At 58.9% G+C, this 22,578-nt stretch carries 19 protein-coding genes; 10 read left to right on the forward strand and 9 right to left on the reverse strand.

The window, feature by feature from the left end; genetic code table 11:
- Positions 1-476 precede the first annotated feature (476 nt).
- The 7 genes from A0251_RS16465 to A0251_RS16495 all read right to left on the reverse strand — a co-directional run bounded on the left by A0251_RS16465 (position 477) and on the right by A0251_RS16495 (position 7,893).
- Positions 477-1,664: an ABC transporter substrate-binding protein gene (locus A0251_RS16465; protein WP_062817929.1), complete on the reverse strand. Its 1,188-nt coding sequence runs from the start codon at positions 1,662-1,664 to the stop codon at positions 477-479.
- A 60-nt stretch (positions 1,665-1,724) separates the two neighbouring features.
- Positions 1,725-2,432, reverse strand: coding sequence for an ABC transporter ATP-binding protein (locus A0251_RS16470; protein ID WP_062817930.1), 708 nt, complete (start codon positions 2,430-2,432; stop codon positions 1,725-1,727).
- Positions 2,419-3,186: an ABC transporter ATP-binding protein gene (locus A0251_RS16475; protein WP_062817931.1), complete on the reverse strand. Its 768-nt coding sequence runs from the start codon at positions 3,184-3,186 to the stop codon at positions 2,419-2,421. The genes A0251_RS16470 and A0251_RS16475 overlap by 14 nt, the downstream gene beginning before the upstream one ends.
- Positions 3,179-4,243, reverse strand: coding sequence for a branched-chain amino acid ABC transporter permease (locus tag A0251_RS16480; protein WP_062817932.1), 1,065 nt, complete (start codon positions 4,241-4,243; stop codon positions 3,179-3,181). Before A0251_RS16480 ends, A0251_RS16475 begins: the two co-directional genes overlap by 8 nt.
- Positions 4,243-5,094: a branched-chain amino acid ABC transporter permease gene (locus A0251_RS16485; RefSeq protein ID WP_231874268.1), complete on the reverse strand. Its 852-nt coding sequence runs from the start codon at positions 5,092-5,094 to the stop codon at positions 4,243-4,245. The genes A0251_RS16480 and A0251_RS16485 overlap by 1 nt, the downstream gene beginning before the upstream one ends.
- Positions 5,095-5,239: 145 nt before the next feature.
- The gene (locus A0251_RS16490; protein WP_062817934.1) at positions 5,240-6,931 is read right to left on the reverse strand and encodes a long-chain fatty acid--CoA ligase; all 1,692 of its coding nucleotides are present in this window, start codon (positions 6,929-6,931) and stop codon (positions 5,240-5,242) included.
- Positions 6,932-7,248: 317 nt separating this feature from the next.
- Positions 7,249-7,893 (reverse strand): TetR family transcriptional regulator, encoded by a 645-nt coding sequence (locus A0251_RS16495; RefSeq protein WP_062817935.1) that lies wholly within the window; start codon positions 7,891-7,893, stop codon positions 7,249-7,251.
- Between the two features lie 159 nt (positions 7,894-8,052).
- On the opposite strand from A0251_RS16495, the gene A0251_RS16500 reads away from it, so the two are divergent.
- From A0251_RS16500 to A0251_RS16545, 10 genes are all read left to right on the forward strand, one after another.
- Positions 8,053-9,249 carry an efflux RND transporter periplasmic adaptor subunit gene (locus A0251_RS16500; protein ID WP_062817936.1) on the forward strand — a complete coding sequence of 399 codons (1,197 nt, stop codon included), beginning with the start codon at positions 8,053-8,055 and terminating at the stop codon, positions 9,247-9,249.
- Between the two features lie 56 nt (positions 9,250-9,305).
- Complete coding sequence (locus A0251_RS16505; protein ID WP_062817937.1) at positions 9,306-12,437, forward strand: efflux RND transporter permease subunit; 3,132 nt, start codon at positions 9,306-9,308, stop codon at positions 12,435-12,437.
- Between the two features lie 391 nt (positions 12,438-12,828).
- The gene (locus A0251_RS16510; RefSeq protein WP_062817938.1) at positions 12,829-13,224 is read left to right on the forward strand and encodes a response regulator; all 396 of its coding nucleotides are present in this window, start codon (positions 12,829-12,831) and stop codon (positions 13,222-13,224) included.
- 56 nt (positions 13,225-13,280) lie between these two features.
- The gene (locus tag A0251_RS16515) at positions 13,281-15,497 is read left to right on the forward strand and encodes a chemotaxis protein CheA (RefSeq protein ID WP_062817939.1); all 2,217 of its coding nucleotides are present in this window, start codon (positions 13,281-13,283) and stop codon (positions 15,495-15,497) included.
- Positions 15,487-15,960 carry a chemotaxis protein CheW gene (locus A0251_RS16520; RefSeq protein WP_062817940.1) on the forward strand — a complete coding sequence of 158 codons (474 nt, stop codon included), beginning with the start codon at positions 15,487-15,489 and terminating at the stop codon, positions 15,958-15,960. The genes A0251_RS16515 and A0251_RS16520 overlap by 11 nt, the downstream gene beginning before the upstream one ends.
- A 20-nt stretch (positions 15,961-15,980) precedes the next feature.
- Entirely contained in the window at positions 15,981-17,996 is a 2,016-nt protein-coding gene (locus A0251_RS16525) for a methyl-accepting chemotaxis protein (RefSeq protein ID WP_062817941.1), read from the forward strand.
- 15 nt (positions 17,997-18,011) lie between these two features.
- Positions 18,012-18,404 (forward strand): response regulator, encoded by a 393-nt coding sequence (locus A0251_RS16530; protein WP_062817942.1) that lies wholly within the window; start codon positions 18,012-18,014, stop codon positions 18,402-18,404.
- The gene (locus tag A0251_RS16535) at positions 18,401-19,525 is read left to right on the forward strand and encodes a chemotaxis response regulator protein-glutamate methylesterase (RefSeq protein WP_062817943.1); all 1,125 of its coding nucleotides are present in this window, start codon (positions 18,401-18,403) and stop codon (positions 19,523-19,525) included. Before A0251_RS16530 ends, A0251_RS16535 begins: the two co-directional genes overlap by 4 nt.
- Positions 19,522-20,346 (forward strand): protein-glutamate O-methyltransferase CheR, encoded by an 825-nt coding sequence (locus A0251_RS16540; RefSeq protein WP_062817944.1) that lies wholly within the window; start codon positions 19,522-19,524, stop codon positions 20,344-20,346. The genes A0251_RS16535 and A0251_RS16540 overlap by 4 nt, the downstream gene beginning before the upstream one ends.
- 10 nt (positions 20,347-20,356) lie before the next feature.
- Positions 20,357-20,803, forward strand: a complete 447-nt coding sequence (locus tag A0251_RS16545; protein ID WP_082810943.1) for a chemotaxis protein CheX — start codon at positions 20,357-20,359, stop codon at positions 20,801-20,803.
- 232 nt (positions 20,804-21,035) lie between these two features.
- On the opposite strand, the gene A0251_RS16550 is transcribed toward A0251_RS16545, so the two are convergent.
- Positions 21,036-21,491 carry a PaaI family thioesterase gene (locus A0251_RS16550; protein ID WP_062817946.1) on the reverse strand — a complete coding sequence of 152 codons (456 nt, stop codon included), beginning with the start codon at positions 21,489-21,491 and terminating at the stop codon, positions 21,036-21,038.
- Positions 21,492-21,516: 25 nt separating this feature from the next.
- Positions 21,517-22,317, reverse strand: coding sequence for an IclR family transcriptional regulator (locus A0251_RS16555; RefSeq protein ID WP_062817947.1), 801 nt, complete (start codon positions 22,315-22,317; stop codon positions 21,517-21,519).
- Positions 22,318-22,578 lie beyond the last annotated feature (261 nt).

The raw sequence follows: 22,578 nt of genomic DNA on the forward strand, positions 1-22,578 counted from the left end.
ACCTGCCCGGTCTGAGGCCGGGTCAGGAAGATGAAATCTCGACGTGCTATCAACCTTGCAGGTTGCAGGAGCGTCGCTGGCGGCGCGAAAACCGTTGCGAGTTGCGAGAAACGAGTTTCGAAAGACAAAACCTCAAAGCGCGGAGGTTTCCGGTTTTCGCGACTCGAAACTCGTGCCTCGAAACTGTTATCGCGCCGCCAGCGACGTTATTCGCTCCGCTCACCCTTCGGGCCGACCTGCGGTCGTTGCTCCACTGCGCTACGCTCCTGCGGCAGAGGACCACTGCTATTGCACAGGTATTTCATTGCCGCTTGATAACACTGATCTGCGATGCCTAATGGCGACGCACATAACTGTTAACTGCCCCCAGTATAAGCAAAGCCGGACCGCTTTCAATTATTTTGGAATAATATTTCATTATCTGAAGAAGACGAAAAAACAGGGCGCCAGGCGCCCTGCTTCCCCTCCTCGCCAGGTTACTCGCCCAGCACCTCGGAAATACGCTGCAGCTCAACGGTGCCACCTTTCTTGACGGTAGCGATGTTGGGATCGGCCATCATGCCACCCTTGGCATCGATTTCAGTCACGCCGTAGGGGTTATGCTCCTCCGCCAGGTTTTTCAGCGCATCGCCCATGGCCGCCCGGATTGCCTTGGCGTCCTCCACGGTACCGGCTTCCTTCATTGCCTGAACCACGGTATGCATGGCGAAATAGTTGTAGGCCACTTCGGTGGTGGGATCCTTGCCGTCATTCTGCGTGTGGTACTTGGCAACAAAATCCTTGGCGCCCTGCTCCTCGTACATGGTCAGCGGGACCACACCCACGGAGCCTTCCAGCATCTTGTAGCCGCCAATGATCTTGGACATTTCGCCCATCTTGGCCTGGTCCATGATCACGAAGCCGCCTTTGAAGCCCAGCTGGCGGGCCTGCTTGGCCACCAGCGCTGTGGGTTCGGACGCCCCGCCAATGAACAGCACGTCCGGCTTCTCTGCCAGCACCTTGCTGACGCCGGTATAGAAGTCCGCCGACTTGTTGTAGTCCATGGGGTTATCCGCCACCACGGTGCCGCCCATGGCTTCCCAGGTGGGCACGAATGCCTTGGTCCAGTACTTGGCGTAGTCATGGGTGGCATTGGCGATGGCCACTTTCTTGCCATTCTGTTCCATGGCGATCTTGGTGAACGGCTTCATGTAGCCGGTAAAGGTGGGCGGGATACGCACGGTCAGTTCATTGCCCTTCTCGGTCACAGTGGGCACCGAGGTATAGGACATCACCAGGAAATCATCCCGCTCATTGAACGCTTGCAGGGCAAAGGTGCCACCGGAATGCGGCGTAAAGATCACCGGTGCATTGTACTGCTGCACCAGGCGCTTGCCGTTCACCGCCGCCTGACTGGGGGCGTACTTGTCATCCAGGGATACCAGGTTGATCTCGTAGGTGTCATCACCCACCTTGAAACCACCCTTGTCGTTGATTTCCCGGGCAGCCATTTGCAGGCCTTCCAGGGTGTTCTGCCCGTACAAGGCGGCACCGCCACTCAGTGGCCCGGTGAAACCGATGGTCACGGTTTCGGCCGCCTGTGCGCCGCTGGCGGCCAGTGCGATGGCGCTGGCGCAGGCCAGACGGCAGAAGCGCTTAACCAGTGTATTTTTTCCGTTGCTCATGAAACTCTCCCGTTATTATTTCAATCTTGTTGTGTAGCGCACACGTTGCGGGTGATCGCCTCAGGCCCCGATGTAGGCCTTGCGAATTTCTTCATTACCCAGCATCGCGTCTTTATCACCCTCCATCACCAGGCGACCGTTTTCGATCACGTAGGCGCGGTGAGCAATTTTCAGTGCGGCGAAGGCATTCTGCTCCGCCAGCAACACTGTGGTGCCCTGTTCGTTGATGCCCTTGATGGTTTCAAACATCTGCTTCACGACCAGCGGGGCCAGCCCCAGAGAAGGCTCGTCCAGCAGCAGCAGTTTCGGCCGCCCCATCATGGCGCGACCAATGGCCACCATCTGTTGCTGGCCGCCACTGAGGGATCCGGCGGGATGATCCTTCTTCTCATCCAGGATCGGGAACAACGCCAGCACCTGGTCCAGCGTCTTCTTCATGGCGGCCTTGTCCCGGCGATGCACATAGGCACCCAGCATCAGGTTTTTCAGCACCGACATTTCCGGGAACACCTTGCGTCCCTCCGGACACTGCACCACGCCACTTTGTACCAGGCCAGAGGGCTTCAGGCCGGTGACATCCTTGCCATTCAGGGAAATTTTGCCGGCGGTGGGTTTGAGTAGGCCGCTGATGGTGTTGAACAGGGTGCTCTTGCCAGCGCCATTGGCGCCCAGCAACACCACCAGTTCACCCTCGCCCACGGTCATGGAGACTTTTTCCAGGGCCTTGAAGCTGCCGTAGCGGGCTTCCACATCGTTAAGCTGCAGCATCGTCATCACTCCCCAGATAGGCTTCGATTACCACCGGATTGTTGCGGATCTGTTCCGGGGTGCCTTCGGCAATTTTTTCACCGTGGTCCAGCACCATGATCTTGTCCGCCAGGCTCATGATCATGTCCATCTTGTGCTCAATCAGGCAGACGGTGACGCCGTGCTCCACCATCTTGCGGATCAGTGCTGCCAGGTTCTCGGTCTCCTCCGGGTTGATGCCACCGGCGGGTTCATCCAGCAGTACCAGCTCCGGGTCGGTGGCCAGGGCCAGCGCAAAGGCCACGCGCTTTTTTTCTTCCTGGCTGATGTCCGCAGTAATGCGGTGACCGATATGGGACAGGCCGACGAAATCCAGCACTTCCTGGGCCCGGGAACGACATTTTTTCTCTTCATCACGCAGACGCTTGGAGTTGATGATCACGTCCCACAGGCGCGACTGGGTGCGAAGACGGTGGCCCACGATCAGGTTGTCCAGCACAGTAGATTCATCGAACAGTGAGGTGGTCTGGAAGGTCCGCGCGATACCCAGCCGGGCAATGCGGTCACAGGCCATACCGGTGATATCCATACCCTGGTATTCGATGGAGCCTTCCGTGGGCGCCATGGCGCCGGCCACCAGATTGAAGAAAGTGCTTTTCCCCGCACCGTTGGGGCCAATGATGGCGTTGATCTTGTTGGCGTCGAATTCGATGCTGACGTTGTTCACCGCCGCCAGACCACCGAACCGTTTGGTCAGGTTATTGATCTTAAGCATGGTTACCGGCCTCCTGATTGCGAGGTGTTACCGCCTTTTTCGTCTGCGACTTTTTTTCGCTGGCAGATTCCTTTTGGGCGGTTTCATGGGCTGCGGCCAGACGGCGACCACGCCAGGTCAGGAAGGTGCCCACCACACCGCGAGGGAAAAAGATCACCAGCACCACCAGCAGCGGGCCGAACACGATCATCCGGTACTCTTCCAGGAACTGCAGGGACTGGGTCAGCCAGGTAATCGCCAGGGTGCCGAACAGCGGCCCCATCAGGGTGCCGATGCCACCCACCAGCAGGAAGGTAATCATGTCGAAGGTATGCACCACGTCGGCTTCTGCCGGGCCGATAAAGCGCACCATGCCGGCATACAACGCACCGGCCACACTGGCGTAGGTGGTGGACAGCACGAATGCCAGTACCTTGTTGCGCATCAGGTTGATACCCAGGGACGCGGCCAGCTCGTCACTGATACGAATGGCACGGAAACTTCGGCCCAACAGGGAGTTGGCAATCCGCGCCGCCAGCCAGATGGACAGCACCATGAACACCAGAGCCAAGTAATAGAACGGCGTGGTTTCGGTGAAATCCACCAGGCCGAATCCGCTCGGCGCCGGAATATTGATAATGCCCAGGGCACCGTGGGTCAGCTCCTCCCATTTATCGATCAACAGATAAATGATGAAGCCCACACAGAGGGTAAAGATGGCGAAGTAGTGCTCTTTCAGGCGCAACGACACCACCCCTGCCAGGAAGCCCAACAGGGCGCCGGCAATACCCGCTGCCACAAAGGCCCACCAGAACGCCCAACCATGATCCACGGTGAGAATCGCCAGGGTATAGGCGCCGATGGCAAAGAAGCCGCCATGGGCCAGATTCAACTGGCCACAAAGCCCGGTGATGATATTCATGCCGTAGACCGCAATGGCCCAGACAAATGCCAGTGCCATCACGTAGATCTGGTATTCATTGCTCGCCACGAAGGGGAACAGCAGTGCCGCCAGGATCATCACGATCTTCATCGCCGGCGTCATGAAAAAATCGGAAATCTTGTGCAGGGCGTTCATTAGCGCACCCCCTTGGTGAACAGACCGGTGGGCTTGATGGAGAGAATCACCACCAGCAAGGCGAAGGCGATGATGTCCTTGTAGTCGGTGGAGATGTAGAAGCCACCAAAGGCTTCCGCAAAACCGATGATCAAGCCGCCGACAATGGCACCGGGAATGGAACCCATGCCGCCGAGGATGATGATCACAAAGGCTTTCATGATCAGCAGATGCCCCATGGCCGGATACACCAGGTTAATCGGCGCGAACAGGGTGGCCCCCACCGCCGCCAGCACCCCGGAGATGGCAAAGGTCATCATCGCCACCCGGTTGGCATCGATCCCCACCAGGAAGGCCCCTTCCCGGTTCTGGGCCATAGCCACAATGGTGGAGCCGGTCAGGGTCTTCTTCAGGAACAGGTGCAACACCGCCATCAGCGAGAAGGCGCCGACAATGATCAGTATCCGTTGGGCCGGCAGGGTCAGGCCGGCAAATTCCACAATGCCGGTGTAAGGCGTGGGCATGCGGCGGAATTCCGCGCCCCAGTGCATCTGCACCAGCGCTTCCAGAAACAGCATGATGCCGATGGCGGCAATCTTGTCGTGGATTGGCGGCGCATCACGCAAGGGGTTGAACACCAGTCGCTCGCACAACACCGCCAGCAACGCCACAGCAACGGCGGCGCCAAGCATGGCCAGCCAATAGTTGGCGCCAAAATCGACCATGATCACGTAGGACACATAGGCGCCCACCATATAGAGCGCCCCGTGGGCAAAGTTCGGTACGTGCAAAATGCCGTACACCAGGGTCAGCCCCAGGGCCACCAGCCCGTAGATGCTGCCCAGCGTCAGGCCGTTAAGCACTTGCTGCATGAATAAGTCCAAGGCAAAGCCTCCTGTATGGGGGACCCGCCGCTCAGTGGCATTGGCGTTTCCCGTTTTTCCTTTGTTATGTCAGCCCCTGCGACGTAGCGCTGCCGCGTAGGTTTTATTGTGGTGCTGACCGGGTGTTGTCCTGCTAGCAAGCCTGCTGTTTCTGCTCACTGGCCCATTCCTGCTCCTGCAGTGCTCGCCACATCACCTTGCCGGTGGGCGAACGGGGCAGCTCATCGCGAAACTCCACCACCTCTGGCACCTTGTAGGCGGCCATTTCTTCCTTGCACCAGTCGATGATGGCCTGCTCGGTGAGCGTGCCTTTCATCTCGTTGCGCAGAACCACACAGGCTTTCACGGTTTCACCGCGACGGGGGTGGGGAGTGGAAATCACGCAGCTTTCCTGGATGGCCGGGTGGCGGTACATGAGGCTTTCCACCTCGGCGGGCCAGACCTTGAAGCCGGACGCGTTGATCATCCGTTTGACCCGATCGACGATGAAGAAATAGCCCTCTTCGTCGTGGTAACCCAGATCACCGGTGCGGAAGAAACGCTTGCCATCCAGCTCGACAAACACCTTTTGCGTTTCCTGGGGACGCTTCCAGTAGCCCTGGAATACCTGCGGGCCATGGATGAGGATTTCCCCCACTTCACCCGGCCCCAGTTCCCTGCCGGTCTGGCCGTCGTCTTCCACTGCCACAATGCGTGAATCGATATCGAATACCGGAATCCCCAGACACTGGGACTTGGGGTTGTCGGTGGGATTGATGTGGGTGCCGGCAATGGTTTCGGACAGGCCATAGCCTTCCATGTAACGCAGTCCGGTGAGCTGGAAGAGTTTGTCGGAGACTGCCGCGGGCATGGCCGCCCCGCCACCGCCAATATTTTCCAGGGAAGACAGGTCATATTTCTCCACGTCCGGATCGGAGAGCAGATCGATGGCCATGGTGACGATATTCACCCAGCGGCTGACCTTGTAACGCTCAATCAGCGTGGCCGCCACGCGACGATCCCAGCGGGTCATCAAGACGATCAATGAGCCGCCATAGATCGGCGTATTCATGGAGCCCTGCATGCCGGTCACATGAAAGTACGGCAGCGTGGCCAGGGTCACCGACTCGGTGGTGCCATGACTCCAGATCGCCCCCTGGACACAGGTGGCCATCACCGAACCATGGGTGTGCATGCACCCCTTTGGCGCCCCGGTGGTCCCGGAGCTGTAGGGAAACACCGCCAGATCGTCCGGGCCGACCAACAGTTCGCCGGGGGATTCACCGGCGCCAATGGCGTCTTTCCAGGCAATGTGCGCGGGATGATTCAGCGCTACTGCCGGCGCTTCCACCTCGGCGGGCAGCGGCAGGTCCGTGTCACGGGTGAGGTAATCGCTGTAGGCCGCCACGATCACATGGCGCAGGTTCACCATGCCCACCACCGGGGCCACCGCCGGCAACAATTCCTGGCCACAGATGGCCACGGCAGCATCGGTATCCTCCAGGTAATGCTCCAGTTCGGCGGCCCGGTTCATGGGGTTCACCGGCACCACAATGGCATTGGCACGGAGGATGGCGTAGTAACTGATGATGAACTGGGGGGCGTTCTGCATGAACAGCAGCACCCGGTCACCCTTCTCCACGCCCAGCGATTGCAGGTAACCCGCCAGGGCATCCACCTGCTGCTTGAGCTCCGCGAACGTGATGGGGCTGTCGTAATAGTTGATTGCATCCCGGTGGGGATAACGCAGGGCCGAAACCTCCAGATTGGTATAGAGGCTGGTCTGCGGCAGGCTGAGGTGGCGCGGCATATTCTCCGGCCAGACCGCATAGTGCCGATCAAACATGTTGTGCTCTCCCGCGGCGCTTTTATAAGCGCCTTTTATTTGTGTTGCTGCTGTAGCGAATGCTGAAGGGAATCGGCGGTCCCACCGCCCTTCAGCGGAAACAAGATGTTGACTCGCCAGTCAATCTGACATGGCTCGGGAGGGTCGTCAATACTATTTTGGAATGACGTTTCGTTTTTTGAAACGAAATCTGAAGTTGGCTGGAAAGGCGCTTTTATCTCGGCAGGTCCAAAAACATACCACTGGGTATGTGCTCTGCCCAGACCGACCATCGGAAATGCGGACCGGTATTTCAGTGGGATCTTCAGGGGCCGGGATCAATCTCCGGGACGCTGACGCAGGGAGGGAGCATGCTGCAGGGCGAACAGGCAGGTATCGACAAAATCCGTGGCTACCCGCTCCATGTCCAGCACCTCTGGATCGAGTAGCCAGGTCATGATCACGCCGGTGAGCTGGCTGTGTAACCAGCTAACGGCCTTTCCCGTATCCAGACTTTCCGGGAGCTGGCCGCGGGCAATGGCGTTGGCAAAGGTCCGTGCCAACCGCGCGGAGGAGTCCCGACAGGCCTCACGCTGGCGATCCAGCAAATCGGCATTCTCACCGCTGAACTCGCATTTCTGGAACATGATCTCGAAAAGCCGTCGCTGGCCGGGATCACAGACCGCTTGCTGTAACAGAAAGACCATAAACTCGCGCAGGCGCCCCAGTGGATCCGGCTCGCTGGCGTCCTCTGCCCGCTCCGCCAGGCTGTCGAACGGCAGACGACTGCGATCCACCATGGCCATGAACACATCATGCTTGTTTTTGAAGTGCCAGTAGATCGCCCCTCGCGTCACCCCGGCCTCGCTGGCAATATCCTTTAAAGAGGCGGACAGTACCCCTTTACGGTGAAAAACCTGCTCGGCGGCATCCAGGATCTGAGCCCGGGTTTGCAGCGCTTCTGCCTTCGTTCGCCTGACCATGGGAGACTCTTATGGACGTGAAAAAATCAAATGGATTCCGCGTTCGGGTCTATACATACATCACTGAATGTATATACTGAACCTGATTCATATTTCCTGCAAGCAGCGCCCGCTCACCGAGCCGGTGCCTGACGGCGTGTATTAAAACTAGAGGTGATTATGCGCAGCGGTTTGATTCTCTCCTTCCTGGCAGGCGCCCTTGCCCTGCAGCTCGGCGGTTGCAGTGACGGCGACCAGGCCGGACAGCAACAGCAGCAACAGGCGCCGCAGGTTGGCTTCATTACGGTAAAGGCTCAATCCACCACCCTCAGCCGGGAGCTGCCCGGGCGCACCACCGCTCACCAGATTGCCGAAGTGCGCCCACAGGTCAGCGGCGTGATCGAACAGCGCCTGTTCGAGGAAGGCCAGAAGGTGGAAGCCGGGCAACCTCTCTACAAGATCGACTCCCGGACCTACCAGGCTGCCGTGGACTCTGCACGGGCGGAGCTGGCACGGGCCCAGGCCACCCTGAACTCCAACACCCTGCGCGTGGATCGCTTCAAGACCCTGCTGGAACGCCGCTCCGTGAGCCAACAGGAATATGACGAAGCCAAAGCTGCCCTGGACGAGAACAAGGCCGCGGTGGCCGCCGCCCGCGCCAACCTGAAAAGCGCGCAGATCAACCTGGACTACGCCACCATTGAGGCACCGATCAGCGGCCGCATCGGGCGCTCCACCGTCACTGCCGGCGCCCTGGTCACCGCCAACCAGGCCAACGCCCTGGCCACCATCCGCCAGCTGGACCCCATTTACGTGGACCTGACCCAGTCCAGCATTGAGCTGCGCCGTCTGCGCCAGGCCATGGAAGCCGGTGAACTGCAGCAGGTCAGTGATGATGAAGCACGCATTACCCTGATCCTGGAAGACGGCAGCGAGTACAGCAAGGCCGGTGCCCTGCAATTCTCCGAATATGCAGTGGACGAAAGCACCGGCTCGGTGACCCTGCGCGCCCTCTTCCCCAACCCGGATGGTGATCTGTTGCCTGGCATGTTTGTGCGCGGCCGGCTTCCGGAGGGCCAGCGCGACGATGCCATTCTGGTGCCCCAGAAAGGCATTACCCGTGACCCTACTGGTCAGGCCAGCGCCATGCTGATTGACGAGAACAATACGGTGAAAAAAGTGAACGTGGTCACCGAACGGGCCGTGGGCAGTGAGTGGCTGATTGCCAGTGGCCTGAAAGACGGGGATCGCCTGATCGTGGATGGGCTGCAGAAAATTCAGCCGGGTATTCCGGTCAGCCCGGTAGATACCGAACAGCAGTCACAACCCTCCCAGGCACCCGCTGCGCAAGGCGGGGCTCAAGGCACGGGACAATAACCGCACGCGGCTCACTGGGCGCACACTAACTCGACGTAACGAGAAACGGGAATACCATGGCCAGATTCTTTATTGACCGCCCGATTTTTGCCTGGGTTATCGCCATCATCATGATGATGGCCGGTGCCCTGGCTATTTACACCCTGCCGGTGGAACAGTACCCGGCAGTGGCCCCGCCCGCGGTGACCATTGCCGGTAACTACCCGGGGGCCTCGGCAAAAACCGTGGAAGACTCGGTCACCCAGGTGATTGAGCAGCAGATGAGCGGTATCGATAATCTGCTCTATATCGGTTCCAGCAGCGATTCCTTCGGCAACGCCCAGATCACGCTCACCTTCGCCCCGGGGACCGACGCGGATATTGCCCAGGTTCAAGTGCAGAACAAGCTGCAACTGGCCACACCGCTACTGCCACAGGAAGTGCAACAGCAGGGTCTGCAGGTGAGCAAATCCTCGGATTCATTCCTGATGGTGGTGTCGTTTTCCTCCGAGGACGGCAGCCTTACCCGGGCCGATCTGGCCGATTATGTGGCCTCCAATGTGCAGGACCCGATCAGCCGGGTACCGGGTGTGGGCAAGATCCAGCTGTTCGGCTCTCCCTATGCCATGCGCATCTGGCTCGATCCGAACCAGCTCAACAAATACGATCTGACGCCCCAGGACATTACCCAGACCATTCAGGTACAGAACAACCAGGTGGCCAGCGGCCAGCTTGGGGGTGCCCCGGCGGTGGAAGGCCAGCAACTGAACGCCAACATCATTGCCCAGACCCGCCTGCAAAGTACCGAGCAGTTCGAGAATATCCTGCTCAAGGTCAATCCGGATGGTTCCCAGGTGTTTCTGCGTGATGTGGCGCGGGTGGAATTGGCGGCCCAGAACTATGATGTGGTGGGCCGCTATAACGGCCAGCCTGCCGCCGGTCTGGCCATCAGCCTGGCCTCCGGGGCCAACGCGCTGGATACCGCTGATGCGGTGCGCGCCCGCCTGGAAGAATTGAAACCCTTCTTCCCGGAAAAGATGGAAATGGACTATCCCTACGATACGACCCCGTTCGTGGAGATCTCCATTGAGGAAGTGGTCCACACCCTGTTCGAAGCCATCATCCTGGTCTTCCTGGTGATGTATCTGTTCCTGCAGAATTTCCGCGCCACCCTGATCCCGACCATTGCGGTGCCGGTGGTGCTGCTCGGCACCTTCGGTGTACTGGCGGCTTTCGGTTTCTCCATCAATACCCTGACCATGTTCGGCATGGTGCTGGCCATTGGCCTGCTGGTGGATGACGCCATCGTGGTGGTGGAAAACGTGGAACGGGTCATGCACGAGGAAGGGCTGCCACCCAAGGAAGCCACCCGCAAATCCATGGGGCAGATTACCGGCGCCCTGGTGGGTATCGCCCTGGTACTGTCCGCGGTCTTTATCCCCATGGCGTTCTTCCCCGGATCGACCGGGGCGATTTACCGCCAGTTCTCGATCACCATTGTGTCCGCCATGGTGCTGTCCGTGCTGGTTGCCCTGATCCTCACCCCGGCGTTGTGCGCCACCATGCTCAAGGCCAAGGACGCGGAGCACCAGACCGATTCAGGTTTCTTCGGCTGGTTTAACCGCACCTTTGATCGCAGCAGCAAGGCGTATCAGGGGCGGGTGGAAAAGATTCTCGGCCGCCGGGGTCGTTATCTGGCCATTTACGTGGTGATCGTGGGTGTGCTGGGTTATTCCTTCATGCGCCTGCCTTCCAGCTTCTTGCCGGAAGAAGACCAGGGCATCATGTTCACCCTGGTCACCCTGCCCGCCGGGTCCACCCAGGAGCAGACCGTGGACGTGCTGAAGAAGATGGAGAATTACTACCTCAACGAGGAAACCTCCGCCGTGGATGGCCTGTTCACCGTTGCCGGTTTCAGTTTCACCGGCCAGGGCCAGAACGCCGGCCTGGCATTTGTGAACCTGAAAGACTGGAGCGAGCGGGACTTGTCCGTGGATGGGGTCGACCAGGTAGTGGGCCGCTCCATGGGCTTCTTCGCCAGCATCCGCGAAGCCATGATCTTTGCCCTGAACCCTCCCTCGATTCCGGAGCTGGGTAACGCCAGCGGCTTTGACTTTCAGCTTCTCGATCAGGCCGGTCGGGGTCACGAGGCCCTGATCCAGGCACGCAACCAGTTACTGGGGATGGCCAGCCAGGACCCGCGCCTGGCCGGGGTACGTCCCAATGGTCTGGAAGACAGCCCCCAGTACCAGCTCGACATTGACCAGCAGAAAGCCAAGGCCCTGGGGCTCAGCATCAGCGACATCAACAGCACCCTGCAGATTGCCTGGGGCTCCAGCTACGTGAACAACTTTGTGGACCGGGGCCGGGTGAAGCGGGTCTATGTGCAGGCCGACGCGCCCTATCGCATGCTGCCGGAAAACATTGATGACTGGTATGTGCGCAATAATCAGGGCGAAATGGTGCCTTTCTCCGCCTTTGCCACCGGCCACTGGACCTACGGGTCGCCGAAGCTGGAACGCTACAACGGTGTCTCCTCAGTGAACATCCAGGGTAACGCTGCCCCCGGCTACAGTACCGGTGATGCCATGGATGCCATGGAAGAGCTCACCGCCAAGCTGCCGGCCGGTTTCGGCTTCGAATGGACCGGCCTGTCCTATCAGGAACGCCAGTCCGGCGATCAGGCTCCGGCACTGTATGCCCTGTCGCTTCTGGTGGTATTTCTCTGTCTGGCCGCCCTCTATGAGAGCTGGTCGATTCCCTTTGCGGTGATGCTGGTAGTGCCCTTGGGGGTTATCGGTGCCGTACTGGCTGCCACCTTCCGGGGGCTGGAAAACGATGTATTCTTCCAGGTAGGCCTGCTGACCACTATCGGGCTATCGGCGAAGAACGCCATTCTGATAGCGGAATTCGCCCTGGAGCTGGAGCAGAAAGGCGAGCACCTGGTCAAGGCCACTCTGGAAGCGGTACGCATGCGACTGCGACCCATCCTGATGACCTCCCTGGCCTTCATGCTCGGGGTGACTCCGCTGATGATCAGCACCGGCGCCGGCGCTGGCGCCCGAAACGCCATCGGTACCGGGGTGTTCGGCGGCATGCTCACCGCCACGGTGCTGGCGATTTTCTTTATTCCGCTGTTTTATGTGGTGGTCCGCAAGCTCGCCGGCGTTCCCTTGAACGGCAAGCCGAAAGAAAACGCACCGCACTGATTCAGTCTGAACCTGTCAGGCGCCACCCGGAGTGGCGTCTGGCAGCCCCTTTTCCCTCCTGACAGCCCCCAACCGACGTCCGTTCATCGCCATTCGATTTTCGCCTGTCCCCTGCGCGACGCCAGCGTGAAGGAAAACATGGTACTTCTGTTCCTATCGATGGCGCATGGCAATTTTTGTGAATCAGATTTGGAAAAACGGCTGCAGATCGGTTAACGCGAACATCCATAAAACCGCACCGTTTATCCTTTTCGTCTGTTAATTCCATTTTTTGCATATATAAAAATCATAGCGCCTGTTCTGAATGGGGAAGCAGTTCAACCTGCTTCAGAGATCTCACAACGAGATCCGGGGGAACAGAATGGAAGTAGCCGCTCCACAGGGAAGAGTCATGGACAGACTCCGTATCCTGGTGGTGGACGACAGCACCACCATCCGCAGCCTTATCACTGCCAAGTTGCACGAACTGGCAGCCGGCTCCTATGACCTGAACATTACCCAGGCCGCAGACGGCAGTGAGGCTCTGGCCTGTGCCCGGAAGCACCCTTTCGATCTGATCTTCCTGGATGTGGAAATGCCGGTAATGGGTGGCCTCGAGGCCTGCAGCGCCCTGCGACAGCAAGGCAACCCGGCCCGTATCGCCATGCTCTCCAGCATGACCTCCGCGGAGGCGCATCTGGCCGGTCGCCAGGCCGGCTGCGACAACTATCTGGTCAAACCCCCGCATGACGCCGATCTGCGTTCCATATTACGCCTGGCTTCGTTGCGAAAACTCGCCGCTGGCTGAACAACAACCTCGATACGCATAACAAACCTACGACAGGTTCCAGGGGAGAAGGCCCGATGCAGGAAAACGACAAGGCACTGCAAAGCTTTCTGATCGAAAGTGACGAGAACCTGGGGCAACTGGAACAGGATATCGTGGCACTGGAGCGCTCCCCCCGGGACAATGACCGTATCGCCAGCGCCTTCCGGGCAATCCACACCATCAAGGGCACCTGTGGCTTCTTTGGGTTCAGTCATCTGGAGACCCTTAGCCATGCCCTGGAAGATCTCCTTGGCGCCATGCGCGACGGCGATGTGCAGATGGACTTGCCCCATGCCACCGTGCTGCTGGATGGGGTGGATGAAATTCGTGTTTTCCTCAAACGTATCCATGATGACGGCAACGATGGGGACCCCGCTCCACAGGCGCTGATGCTCCGGTTGCATCGGTTGATACCGGACCGCGCGCAAACCGGTGCCGCAACCCACCCGCCACCATCGGCCTCACTGAATTCTGAACCGGAATCCCTGGAACAACCGGAACCTCCGCTTTCGCCCCTCCATGACGAAGAGCCGGAAAACGACAGCATCACGCCGGAAAACAATGGCGGTGCACCCACCGCCATGGCCGAAACCACCGTACGTGTGGACGTGGTGCTGCTGGATAAACTGATGAACGTGGTGGGCGAACTGGTGCTTACCCGTAACCAGCTGCTGCAACACACCGCCAGTCAGAACGACGCCCAGCTGGTCAATCTGTCCCAGCGTCTCAACATGGTCACCAGCGAGCTGCAGGAAGGATTGATGCAAACCCGCATGCAGCCCATCCGGAATGCCTGGTCCACCTACCCTCGCCTGTTACTGGATCTGGAGAGGAAAACCGGTAAACGGGTGACGCCGGTACTCAAGGGCGGCGACACCGAGCTGGACCGTAGTCTTCTGGAGGCCATTCGCGACCCCCTTATTCACCTGGTGCGCAATGCCGTGGACCATGGCATCGAAAGTCCGGAAAAACGTCGCGCACAGGGCAAGCCGGAAACCGGCACGCTGACCATGAGCGCTTACCACGAAAGCGGCAATGTCACGGTGGAAATCAGCGATGACGGAGCCGGGCTCGACAGTGAAAAAATTATCCGCCGGGCCCTGGAGATCGGCCTGGTTCGGCCGGAACAGGTGGAGCAGCTCAGCGAACAGGAAAAGATCCGCTATATTTTTGAACCCGGGTTTTCTACCGCAGAAACGGTCAGTGACCTGTCCGGTCGCGGCGTGGGCCTGGATGTGGTGCGCACCAATGTGGAACGCATCGGGGGATCCATCGATATCAAGAGCCTCACCGGCCGTGGCACCACCCTGAAACTGAAAATTCCGCTCACCCTCGCCATTGTCCCGGCGCTGATCGTGCGTTGTCTTCATCAACGCTTTGCCATTCCCCAGGCCAATTTGATGGAAGTGGTCTACGTGGAGTCCGACCGTCTCGACAAGGATATCGAAACGGTCCACGACGCCCTGGTCTATCGATTACGGGGCCGATTGCTGCCGCTGGTCGACATGCGCTCCCTGATGCAGATGGGGGACAGGGAAACCGAGAAAGACCAGTTCATTCTTGTCCTCACCGCCGATCAGCAGGAGTTTGGTTTGTTGGTGGACGACGTTCGCGACACCGAAGAAATTGTGGTGAAGCCGCTGGGAAAACTGCTCAAGGATAACCCCTGTTTTGCCGGTGCCACCATCATGGGCGATGGTCGCGTGGCATTGATTCTGGATGTGAAATCCACCGCCGACTTTGCCGGTGTCACCCGCCATGAGCGCAAACTCCGTCATCAGGAAAATCCGTTGGCCGCAGATACCCAACCCATTCGTGCCGCCGAAAACTATCTGCTGGTTCGACCGGATGGCACCTCCGGTCGCTCCGCTATCTCCCTGTCAAAGGTGTCACGGCTGGAAGAAATCAGCACCGATCGGATCGAATACTCTGCCGGTCGGGAAGTGATCCAGTATCGCGGCGGTATTCTGCCGCTGATCCGCCTCGACAATCACCACGATAACCGCCCGGACGACCAGGACATTATCCGCATTGTTGTACAGCCCACGGAATTTGGCGAGGTGGGCCTGGTGGTCAACGACATTATCGACATCGTCAGCGATGACGAGGCCGCCATGCAAAAGAACGGCAAAACCGAAGGCATTCTGGGCACCGGCATTCTGCAAGGCCGCGTCACCGACTTTATCGACTGTGATTCCCTTTTCAAGCGGTTCCATGGCACGCACGGCAATGAGGACAGCAATGGAAGCTAATCAACTGATCTGCACCTTTTCGGTGGCGGAGAAACATTACGGGGTGGTGGTCGACCATGTTCAGGAAGTGCTCGCCAACCACCAGATTACCGATATTCCACTGGCTCCCCCGGGAGTACTGGGATTAATGAATATTCGCGGCCGCATCGTGCCAGCCATTGCCCTGCGCAAAGTATTGCGATTGCCCGGTGAAAACGAAGACGACAACACCATCAACATCATCATCAATCATGGTGGCGAGCAGGTAGGCCTGATGGTGGATCGCATTGGTGACATTGTCAGTGTGCTGCCGGAAGAGATTGAACCCCCACCGGAAACGCTCAAGGGGGCGCCACGGAAGTTCATGCGTGGCGTCTTTCCTGTCCAGGGCACCCTGTACCTGCTACTGGATCTGGACACCTTACTGGCGGACGAATTATGCAGCCGCTCAGCCAGCCGCGCGGCACACTCACTATTGCAATAGGAAGACGGGGATAGACAGCAATGACCGACAATCTGGATCACGCAAACAACAACTCACTCTATAGCCAGGTAGGTGGTGAAACTGCTGTCCGGGCCGTGGTAACCGAATTCTACAACCGGGTGCTGGAAGACCCGGCCCTGGCGCCCTATTTCCGCCACAAACAGCGCAAGGGGCTGGAAGAATCCCAGGTCCGGTTTTTTACCCAGGCGCTGGGAGGCCCAACGATTTATCAGGGCCCGTCCATGGCCGATGCCCACAAGAACCTCCATATCACCGCCCGGAATTTTGACCGGGTGGCCGATCATCTTAACGAGACACTGGCATCGCTGGGCGTGGACTCCGCCCACATCGACGCCATCATGAATACCGTTGCGCCTTTGAAGGGGGACATCGTGAACGAGAACAGCATGGACACAACCAGCAGCAATTCGACAAACTCCGGCGATACCGTCCTTCGTGATGTGGATACCAGCAAGTCTGTCACCGACAGCCTGGAAGGCATCAAGGGCACCATGGCAAGTCTTCAGGCCAATGTGTTTGTGGCGGACACCAACCTCAATATCGTCTACATCAATCCCCGCGCTGCCGAAACCCTGTCAACCATTGCGCAGCCGATCTTCAAGACCTTTGGCGTTCGCATCGAAGATATCCTCAACGGCCATATTCACCGGTTTCACCGTGATCCCAAACGGGTGGAAAGCATTCTTCGTGACCCCAAGGCCATGCCCCATTCCGCGGACTTCAACTTCGGTGGCGTGACCTTGCGCACCCGTATCAATGCGGTAATGAGTGCGGAAGAAAAAATCATTGGTTACACCGTTTGCTGGGAAGATGTGACCACCGAGCTGCGTCAGGAAAACGAATTCCGCCGCGTGATGAACATGGTGGACCAGATGCCCACCAACGTTTTCCTGTGCGACCGTGACCTGCAGATCATCTATCTGAACCCGGCCGCCACCGCCACCATGGAAAAGCTGGAATCCTACCTGCCCATCAAGGCCAGCGAACTGCTGGGTGCCAACATTGATATTTTCCACAAGCATCCGGAACACCAACGGCGCATTCTTTCCGACCCCACCAACCTGCCTTACCGCGCCCGCATCAACATTGGCGAAGAAAAGGCTGATCTGCTGGTCAATGCCATCTACGACGCGGAAGGCAACTATGTGGGCCCCATGCTCACCTGGGAAATCATCACCGAGAAAGTGCTGCTGGAAGAGCGGATTCGCGGCACCGTGGAAGTGCTGGCCACCTCCTCCGAGGAAATGATTGCCACCAGTGACCAGATGGGGTCCAACGCCGGTGTCACCAGCAGCCAGGCCATCTCTGCCGTACGCACCGCCGAAGATATCAACGAGAACGTGCAGGCGGTGTCCAGTGGTATTGAAGAAATGGGCGCCAGCATCAAGGAAATCGCCAAGAACGCCACCGATGCGGCCCGCGTGGCCGATGAAGCGGTCAGCATCGCCGAAGGCACCAACACCACCATCAGCAGCCTGGGCACCAGCAGTGCGGAAATTGGCAAGGTGATCAAGGTGATTACCGGGATTGCTCAACAAACCAACCTGCTGGCACTCAACGCCACCATCGAAGCGGCCCGCGCCGGGGATGCCGGTCGCGGCTTTGCGGTGGTGGCCAACGAAGTGAAGGAACTGGCCAAGGAAACCGGCCGTGCCACCGAGGACATCGGCCAGAAGATCGAGGCCATCCAGGTGGATGTGAAAGGTGCCATCGAAGGCATTGCCCGCATCAGCGAAGTGATTCATCACATCAGCCAGGTACAGGGCTCCATTGCCTCCGCGGTGGAAGAGCAAACCATTACCACCAACGAAATGGGCCGGCGTGTCGCCGACGCCGCCAAGGGCACCAACGAAGTGGCCGGCAATATCGGCGGCGTGGCGGAAGCGGCGAAAAGCACCAACGCCGGGGTGGACAGCATGCGTCAGGCTGCCACCGACCTGGCCAAACTTGCCGCGGACCTGCAAACCCTGGTGGTGGATGCGGAACGCACCGGACGCGCCGATAACCAGAAATAATACGAGGCCAATCAGATGGCGAATACACACGCACTGGTCATTGATGACTCCCGGGCCATGCGCCTGATTCTGAGCGACCTGCTTCAGCAATTGGGCTACGAAATTTCGGAAGCCGGCGATGGCCAAGAGGCCATGGCCCTGCTGGAAGGGGGTGACACCCTTCCCACCCTGGCCCTGGTGGACTGGAATATGCCGGTCATGAACGGCCTGGAATTTATCCGCGCCGTGCGGCAGCAGCCTTGCTATAACGGGATGAAATTACTGGTAGTGACCAGTGAGGCGGAAGTGAGCCAGATGGTCGAAGCCCTCACCGCCGGCGCCGATGAATACCTGATGAAACCGTTTTCCTCGGAGGCAATGGCCTGCAAGCTGGAAATGATGGGCCTGCAACGGACAGAGAGAGCATGAGCACCATCCGTGTCTTTCTGGTGGATGATACCGCCGCCGTGCGGCATATCCTCACCCAGATCCTCGAGGAAGACCCGGACATCGTTGTGGTGGGCACCGCTGCCGATGGACGCCAGGGACTTGATCGATTGCATCGCGTGGAAGCGGATCTGCTGATTCTGGATGTGGAAATGCCCGGTATGGGCGGCCTGGAAATGCTCAAGGAACTGAAGGTCAGCCGTCCGGAACTGCCAGTGCTGGTGTTCAGTTCCATTACCGAGCGCGGCGCCATGGTAACCATCGAGGCCCTGTCCCTGGGTGCCAGCGACTATGTGCCCAAACCCGCCATGGTGGGCACCGCCGCCGAGGCCAGGGACTACATCAAGAACAGCCTGCTGGGAAAAATCAAAACCCTGCTGCAACGTTACAACAAGCCGTCTGTGGCATACGCTGAACCTGCCAAAACGCCCCGTCCGGTTGCCTCACAACTCCCCCATCAACGTATCCCCTCCCGGGTGGACCTGGTGGTGATCGGCGCGTCCATGGGCGGACCAAGCGCCTTGGGTCAGCTGATCCCGTCACTGCCCGGCGACTTTCCGGTTCCCATTCTGGTGGTGCAACACATGCCGGCGGTATTCACCCGTGCCCTGGCCACTCGTCTGAACCAGAACGCCGCGCTGAATGTGGCTGAGTGCGACAGCAGGCAGCACGCCGAGCCCGGTCAGGTATGGCTGGCCGCAGGCGACTACCATATGACCGTGGATAAACAGGGCGACAACACACTGATTGCCCCACTGCGCAGTGAGCCGGTGAATTTCTGTCGCCCTGCTGTGGACATTCTCTTTTCCAGCGCCGCCAGGCATTTTGGTTCCAATGTCCTGGCCGTGGTGCTGACCGGCATGGGTCAGGACGGCCTGGACGGTTGCCGCCAACTGGCCAGGGCCGGTGCCCAGATAGTGGTGCAGGACCAGGCATCCAGCGCGGTATGGGGCATGCCCGGAGTCGTATCAAGAGCCGGGCTTGCCTGCGCTGAGCTCCCCTTGCAGGACATGTCGACGGAAATCATGCGACGGGTTAACCGTGGCCGCCCCACCTTCCGCGCGCGACAGCGTGCCGCCATGAACCCCGAGGCACAGGGATGAGCTGTATCAGTGAAAACAGCTATCTCACTCTCTGCGCCCTACTCTCTGAACAGATCGCGCTCAGCCTGCCAGCGGACAAGGTGTACCTGGCAGAGGCCAGGCTGCAGAATCTGGCCAGCCAGCACACCCGGGGGGACATCAATGCGCTCATAGAGAAGGCCTCCACCGTGGCTGAGGATGCACTGCGCATCGAGCTGGTAGAAGCCATGGCAATCAATGAGACGTATTTTTTCCGCGACCCGATTCTCAGCGAGAGTTTCCTGGACACCATGATCCCCACCCTGCTGGATAAACGGCGGGCGGAAAAAACCCTGCGCATCTGGAGCGCCGCCTGCAGCACCGGCCAGGAGATCTACAGCGTTGCCATGTTGCTGGACCAGCATTTTCCACAATTGAGAAACTGGCAGGTCACCCTGATCGCCAGTGATTTCTCCCAGTCCGCATTGAGCAAGGCAAAACAGGGCTGCTATGGCCTTAACGAAATGAACCGCGGCTTGCCCGCGCGCAACATGGCGCTTTATTTCGAGCAACAGGGATTGGACTGGCAGATAAAAACCGAGATCCGCGAACGCATTCGCTTTGAAAAAATCAATTTGATCCGGGAATGGCCAGAGGAACTGCCGTTATTTGACATCGTGCTGCTGCGCAACGTGCTGCTTTATTTTTCCATGGACGATCGCCTGCGAGTACTTCGTCGGGTACGCGAACAGACAGTCAGTGACGGCTACCTGCTCCTCGGCGCCACCGAGAGTCTGGAAAAATCCGCCGGTTTCATTCCGGCCATTCCCCGCAGCCATCGTCCTTTTTACCAACCTGTTTGAGGGTGCACCTATGGAAATGTCATCGCAACCCGCCATGCTGTCACAGAAAATTGCCCGCATCGGAGCCAATGTGCTCAGCGATTTCCTGAACATTCCGGTTCGGGCCCAGAGTGGCCCTCCTCCCACCGTGCAACATGGCGCGGAGGTTGCGATTTCGGGGAAATGGAAAGGCTGCGTGACCGTCTGCACCTGCGACGCTCTGGGCCCGCGAATCGCAGCCCGAATGTTCCGAAAAGAAGATGACGCCGTCACCGGCGAAGATATCATCGACGCCCTCACGGAATTGACCAACATCATCGCCGGTAACATCAAGGCCATCCTGCCCGGCCCCAGCCAGTTATCGCTGCCTGTGCCACTGGCAGTACTGCCCGGCGAGCATCGCAACAATGTGGACGTAACGTTATTCGATGATCGTCAGGGGATGCTGCGGATCAGCCTGCAGCCGGCGGAGCATTGAGGCCTTTCATGTAGGAGCTATGCTTGCATGGCGAACCGCGCTTGCGCGGGAATCGTCCGTAGGGCGATCAGGACTATCAGTGCTCGACAGCTTCCAGAAAACACTGCGGACAGACTTTGATCTTTGCCGCCTCGCTACGCTCGGTTCGCCATGCGAGCATAGCTCCTACAGTGGCTTCGTAGAAATCCAGAGAACCGCTCAATCGTTCCTTATACAACGAGTGTAGCTCGCCTCAGACAGGCTCGCCCGCCGGGCCGACATTGCTGGAGCGCAACCGGAACGTGCCCTCGCCCATGGCCAGTAGCTGCCCCTGCTGATCAAACACTTCCATGGTGCTGTTATAGATCCTTGAGCCACCGGCACGTCGCGTGCCGATGGCGCGGATCAACCCTTCACCGGCCTGGCCGGTAAAGGTATTGGTCATGGAGAGTGTCACCGCTTTGCGAATACGGGCAGGATCAGCACAGTAGGTCCCCGCGCAGGCCCCGGCCACATCCATCAACGTGGCCAGCACACCACCGTGAATCACGCCACCCAGGTTCAGGTGTTCCGGACGGACCTGAAGCCCCAACACTGCCCGGCCGTTTTCCCATTCCAGAAAATGAAACCCGACCAGGGCGGGGAAACCCATATTGAAACGTGCATTGGCGTCTTCCATGGAAAACGCAGACGGCGGTACTTCTGCCATGGCTTGTCCTCGACAGAGACAGGAATCAGGCCCGCCCCTGTACCATCTGTTCCACCTGGGCCACCACATCCTTGAGTCGTGGTCCCAGGTTTTCAATCAGGGTGCGGCGGCTGAGGCGCAGTGACGAACCGCCACAATTGAAGGGCACCACCTGGGCACCGCCGTCCAGGATCAGCGGCACGGCAACGCCGCTCACATCACGGTTCCACTCGCCATCGGAAATGCAGAAGCCGTACTCCTGATACTCCTCATAGGCAGACTGCAGGCTGCGCTCCAGCTCCGGCCAGGCCGCCGGGTCCTGACGGCGAATCTGTTCGTAATATTGTTCCCGCTCGGCTTCCGGGGTGGCCGCCAGAAAGGCCCGGCCCAGGGCCGAGGTGGCCATGGGCACGCGGGAGCCGATATTCAGCCGCAGCACCAGGGGACCGTTACCCTGGCATACCTGAATGTAGGTCACCTGGGCACCATCCGGCGCCCCGATAGCCACCATGCAGTCGGTGGCATCGGCCAGCTCCTGCATAAAGGGCCGGGCCAGTTCCCGCACGCCTTCGCTGGCCAGATAACGGTACCCCAGATCCAGTACTCCCGGGCCCAGCCGGTATTTCTCCAGCTGTGGCACATAGCGCAGGTAACCGAGCTGTGTCAGGGTAGCGGTCATGCGCGAGACGGTTGGGCGGGGAATATTGGTGCGCTTGGCCAGTTCCGCATTGCCCAGGTATTCGTCAGCGGGTCCGAAACAGCGAAGAATATCGAGCCCCCGCGCCAGGGCGGTGACGAAATTCCGGTCTTTGTCGTTAGTACCCACGTCGGCAACAGCTCTGCGCATGGTTGTTTTTCCTTTCAGGCTTCGGGATCGGGAATCCTTCCCCGGCATAACGGGCATAGATTCCACTTATAGTTGTTTATTCACCGCGCAAATATAGCAAAAAGCGGTTTCACCTGCATAAGCCAGTGTTGGCCACGAGAGAACGCCTGAAGCACAATGATTTTGTGTTTCAGCCAGATCCACCTTGTCACGGGATTGGCCAAGCGGTCAATATTTTAAAACTTCGTTCCATTATTGTATTGTGGCACGTCTGACTCAAAT

The sequence above is a fragment of the Alcanivorax sp. NBRC 102024 genome (genome assembly GCF_001602235.1).
In the GTDB taxonomy this organism is placed as follows: Bacteria; Pseudomonadota; Gammaproteobacteria; order Pseudomonadales; family Alcanivoracaceae; genus Alcanivorax.

Excerpts from the sequence above, each read along its gene's own strand:
- A0251_RS16535 (WP_062817943.1), top strand. The coding sequence starts at position 18,401 with ATGAGCACCATCCGTGTCTTTCTGGTGGATGATACCGCCGCCGTGCGG.
- A0251_RS16480 (WP_062817932.1), bottom strand. The coding sequence starts at position 4,243 with ATGAACGCCCTGCACAAGATTTCCGATTTTTTCATGACGCCGGCGATG.
- A0251_RS16515 (WP_062817939.1), top strand. The coding sequence starts at position 13,281 with ATGCAGGAAAACGACAAGGCACTGCAAAGCTTTCTGATCGAAAGTGAC.
- A0251_RS16490 (WP_062817934.1), bottom strand. The coding sequence starts at position 6,931 with ATGTTTGATCGGCACTATGCGGTCTGGCCGGAGAATATGCCGCGCCAC.
- A0251_RS16495 (WP_062817935.1), bottom strand. The coding sequence starts at position 7,893 with ATGGTCAGGCGAACGAAGGCAGAAGCGCTGCAAACCCGGGCTCAGATC.
- A0251_RS16500 (WP_062817936.1), top strand. The coding sequence starts at position 8,053 with ATGCGCAGCGGTTTGATTCTCTCCTTCCTGGCAGGCGCCCTTGCCCTG.
- A0251_RS16475 (WP_062817931.1), bottom strand. The coding sequence starts at position 3,186 with ATGCTTAAGATCAATAACCTGACCAAACGGTTCGGTGGTCTGGCGGCG.
- A0251_RS16530 (WP_062817942.1), top strand. The coding sequence starts at position 18,012 with ATGGCGAATACACACGCACTGGTCATTGATGACTCCCGGGCCATGCGC.
- A0251_RS16555 (WP_062817947.1), bottom strand. The coding sequence starts at position 22,317 with ATGCGCAGAGCTGTTGCCGACGTGGGTACTAACGACAAAGACCGGAAT.
- A0251_RS16550 (WP_062817946.1), bottom strand. The coding sequence starts at position 21,491 with ATGGCAGAAGTACCGCCGTCTGCGTTTTCCATGGAAGACGCCAATGCA.
- A0251_RS16505 (WP_062817937.1), top strand. The coding sequence starts at position 9,306 with ATGGCCAGATTCTTTATTGACCGCCCGATTTTTGCCTGGGTTATCGCC.
- A0251_RS16485 (WP_231874268.1), bottom strand. The coding sequence starts at position 5,094 with ATGCAGCAAGTGCTTAACGGCCTGACGCTGGGCAGCATCTACGGGCTG.
- A0251_RS16510 (WP_062817938.1), top strand. The coding sequence starts at position 12,829 with ATGGACAGACTCCGTATCCTGGTGGTGGACGACAGCACCACCATCCGC.
- A0251_RS16540 (WP_062817944.1), top strand. The coding sequence starts at position 19,522 with ATGAGCTGTATCAGTGAAAACAGCTATCTCACTCTCTGCGCCCTACTC.
- A0251_RS16520 (WP_062817940.1), top strand. The coding sequence starts at position 15,487 with ATGGAAGCTAATCAACTGATCTGCACCTTTTCGGTGGCGGAGAAACAT.
- A0251_RS16465 (WP_062817929.1), bottom strand. The coding sequence starts at position 1,664 with ATGAGCAACGGAAAAAATACACTGGTTAAGCGCTTCTGCCGTCTGGCC.
- A0251_RS16545 (WP_082810943.1), top strand. The coding sequence starts at position 20,357 with ATGGAAATGTCATCGCAACCCGCCATGCTGTCACAGAAAATTGCCCGC.
- A0251_RS16525 (WP_062817941.1), top strand. The coding sequence starts at position 15,981 with ATGACCGACAATCTGGATCACGCAAACAACAACTCACTCTATAGCCAG.
- A0251_RS16470 (WP_062817930.1), bottom strand. The coding sequence starts at position 2,432 with ATGCTGCAGCTTAACGATGTGGAAGCCCGCTACGGCAGCTTCAAGGCC.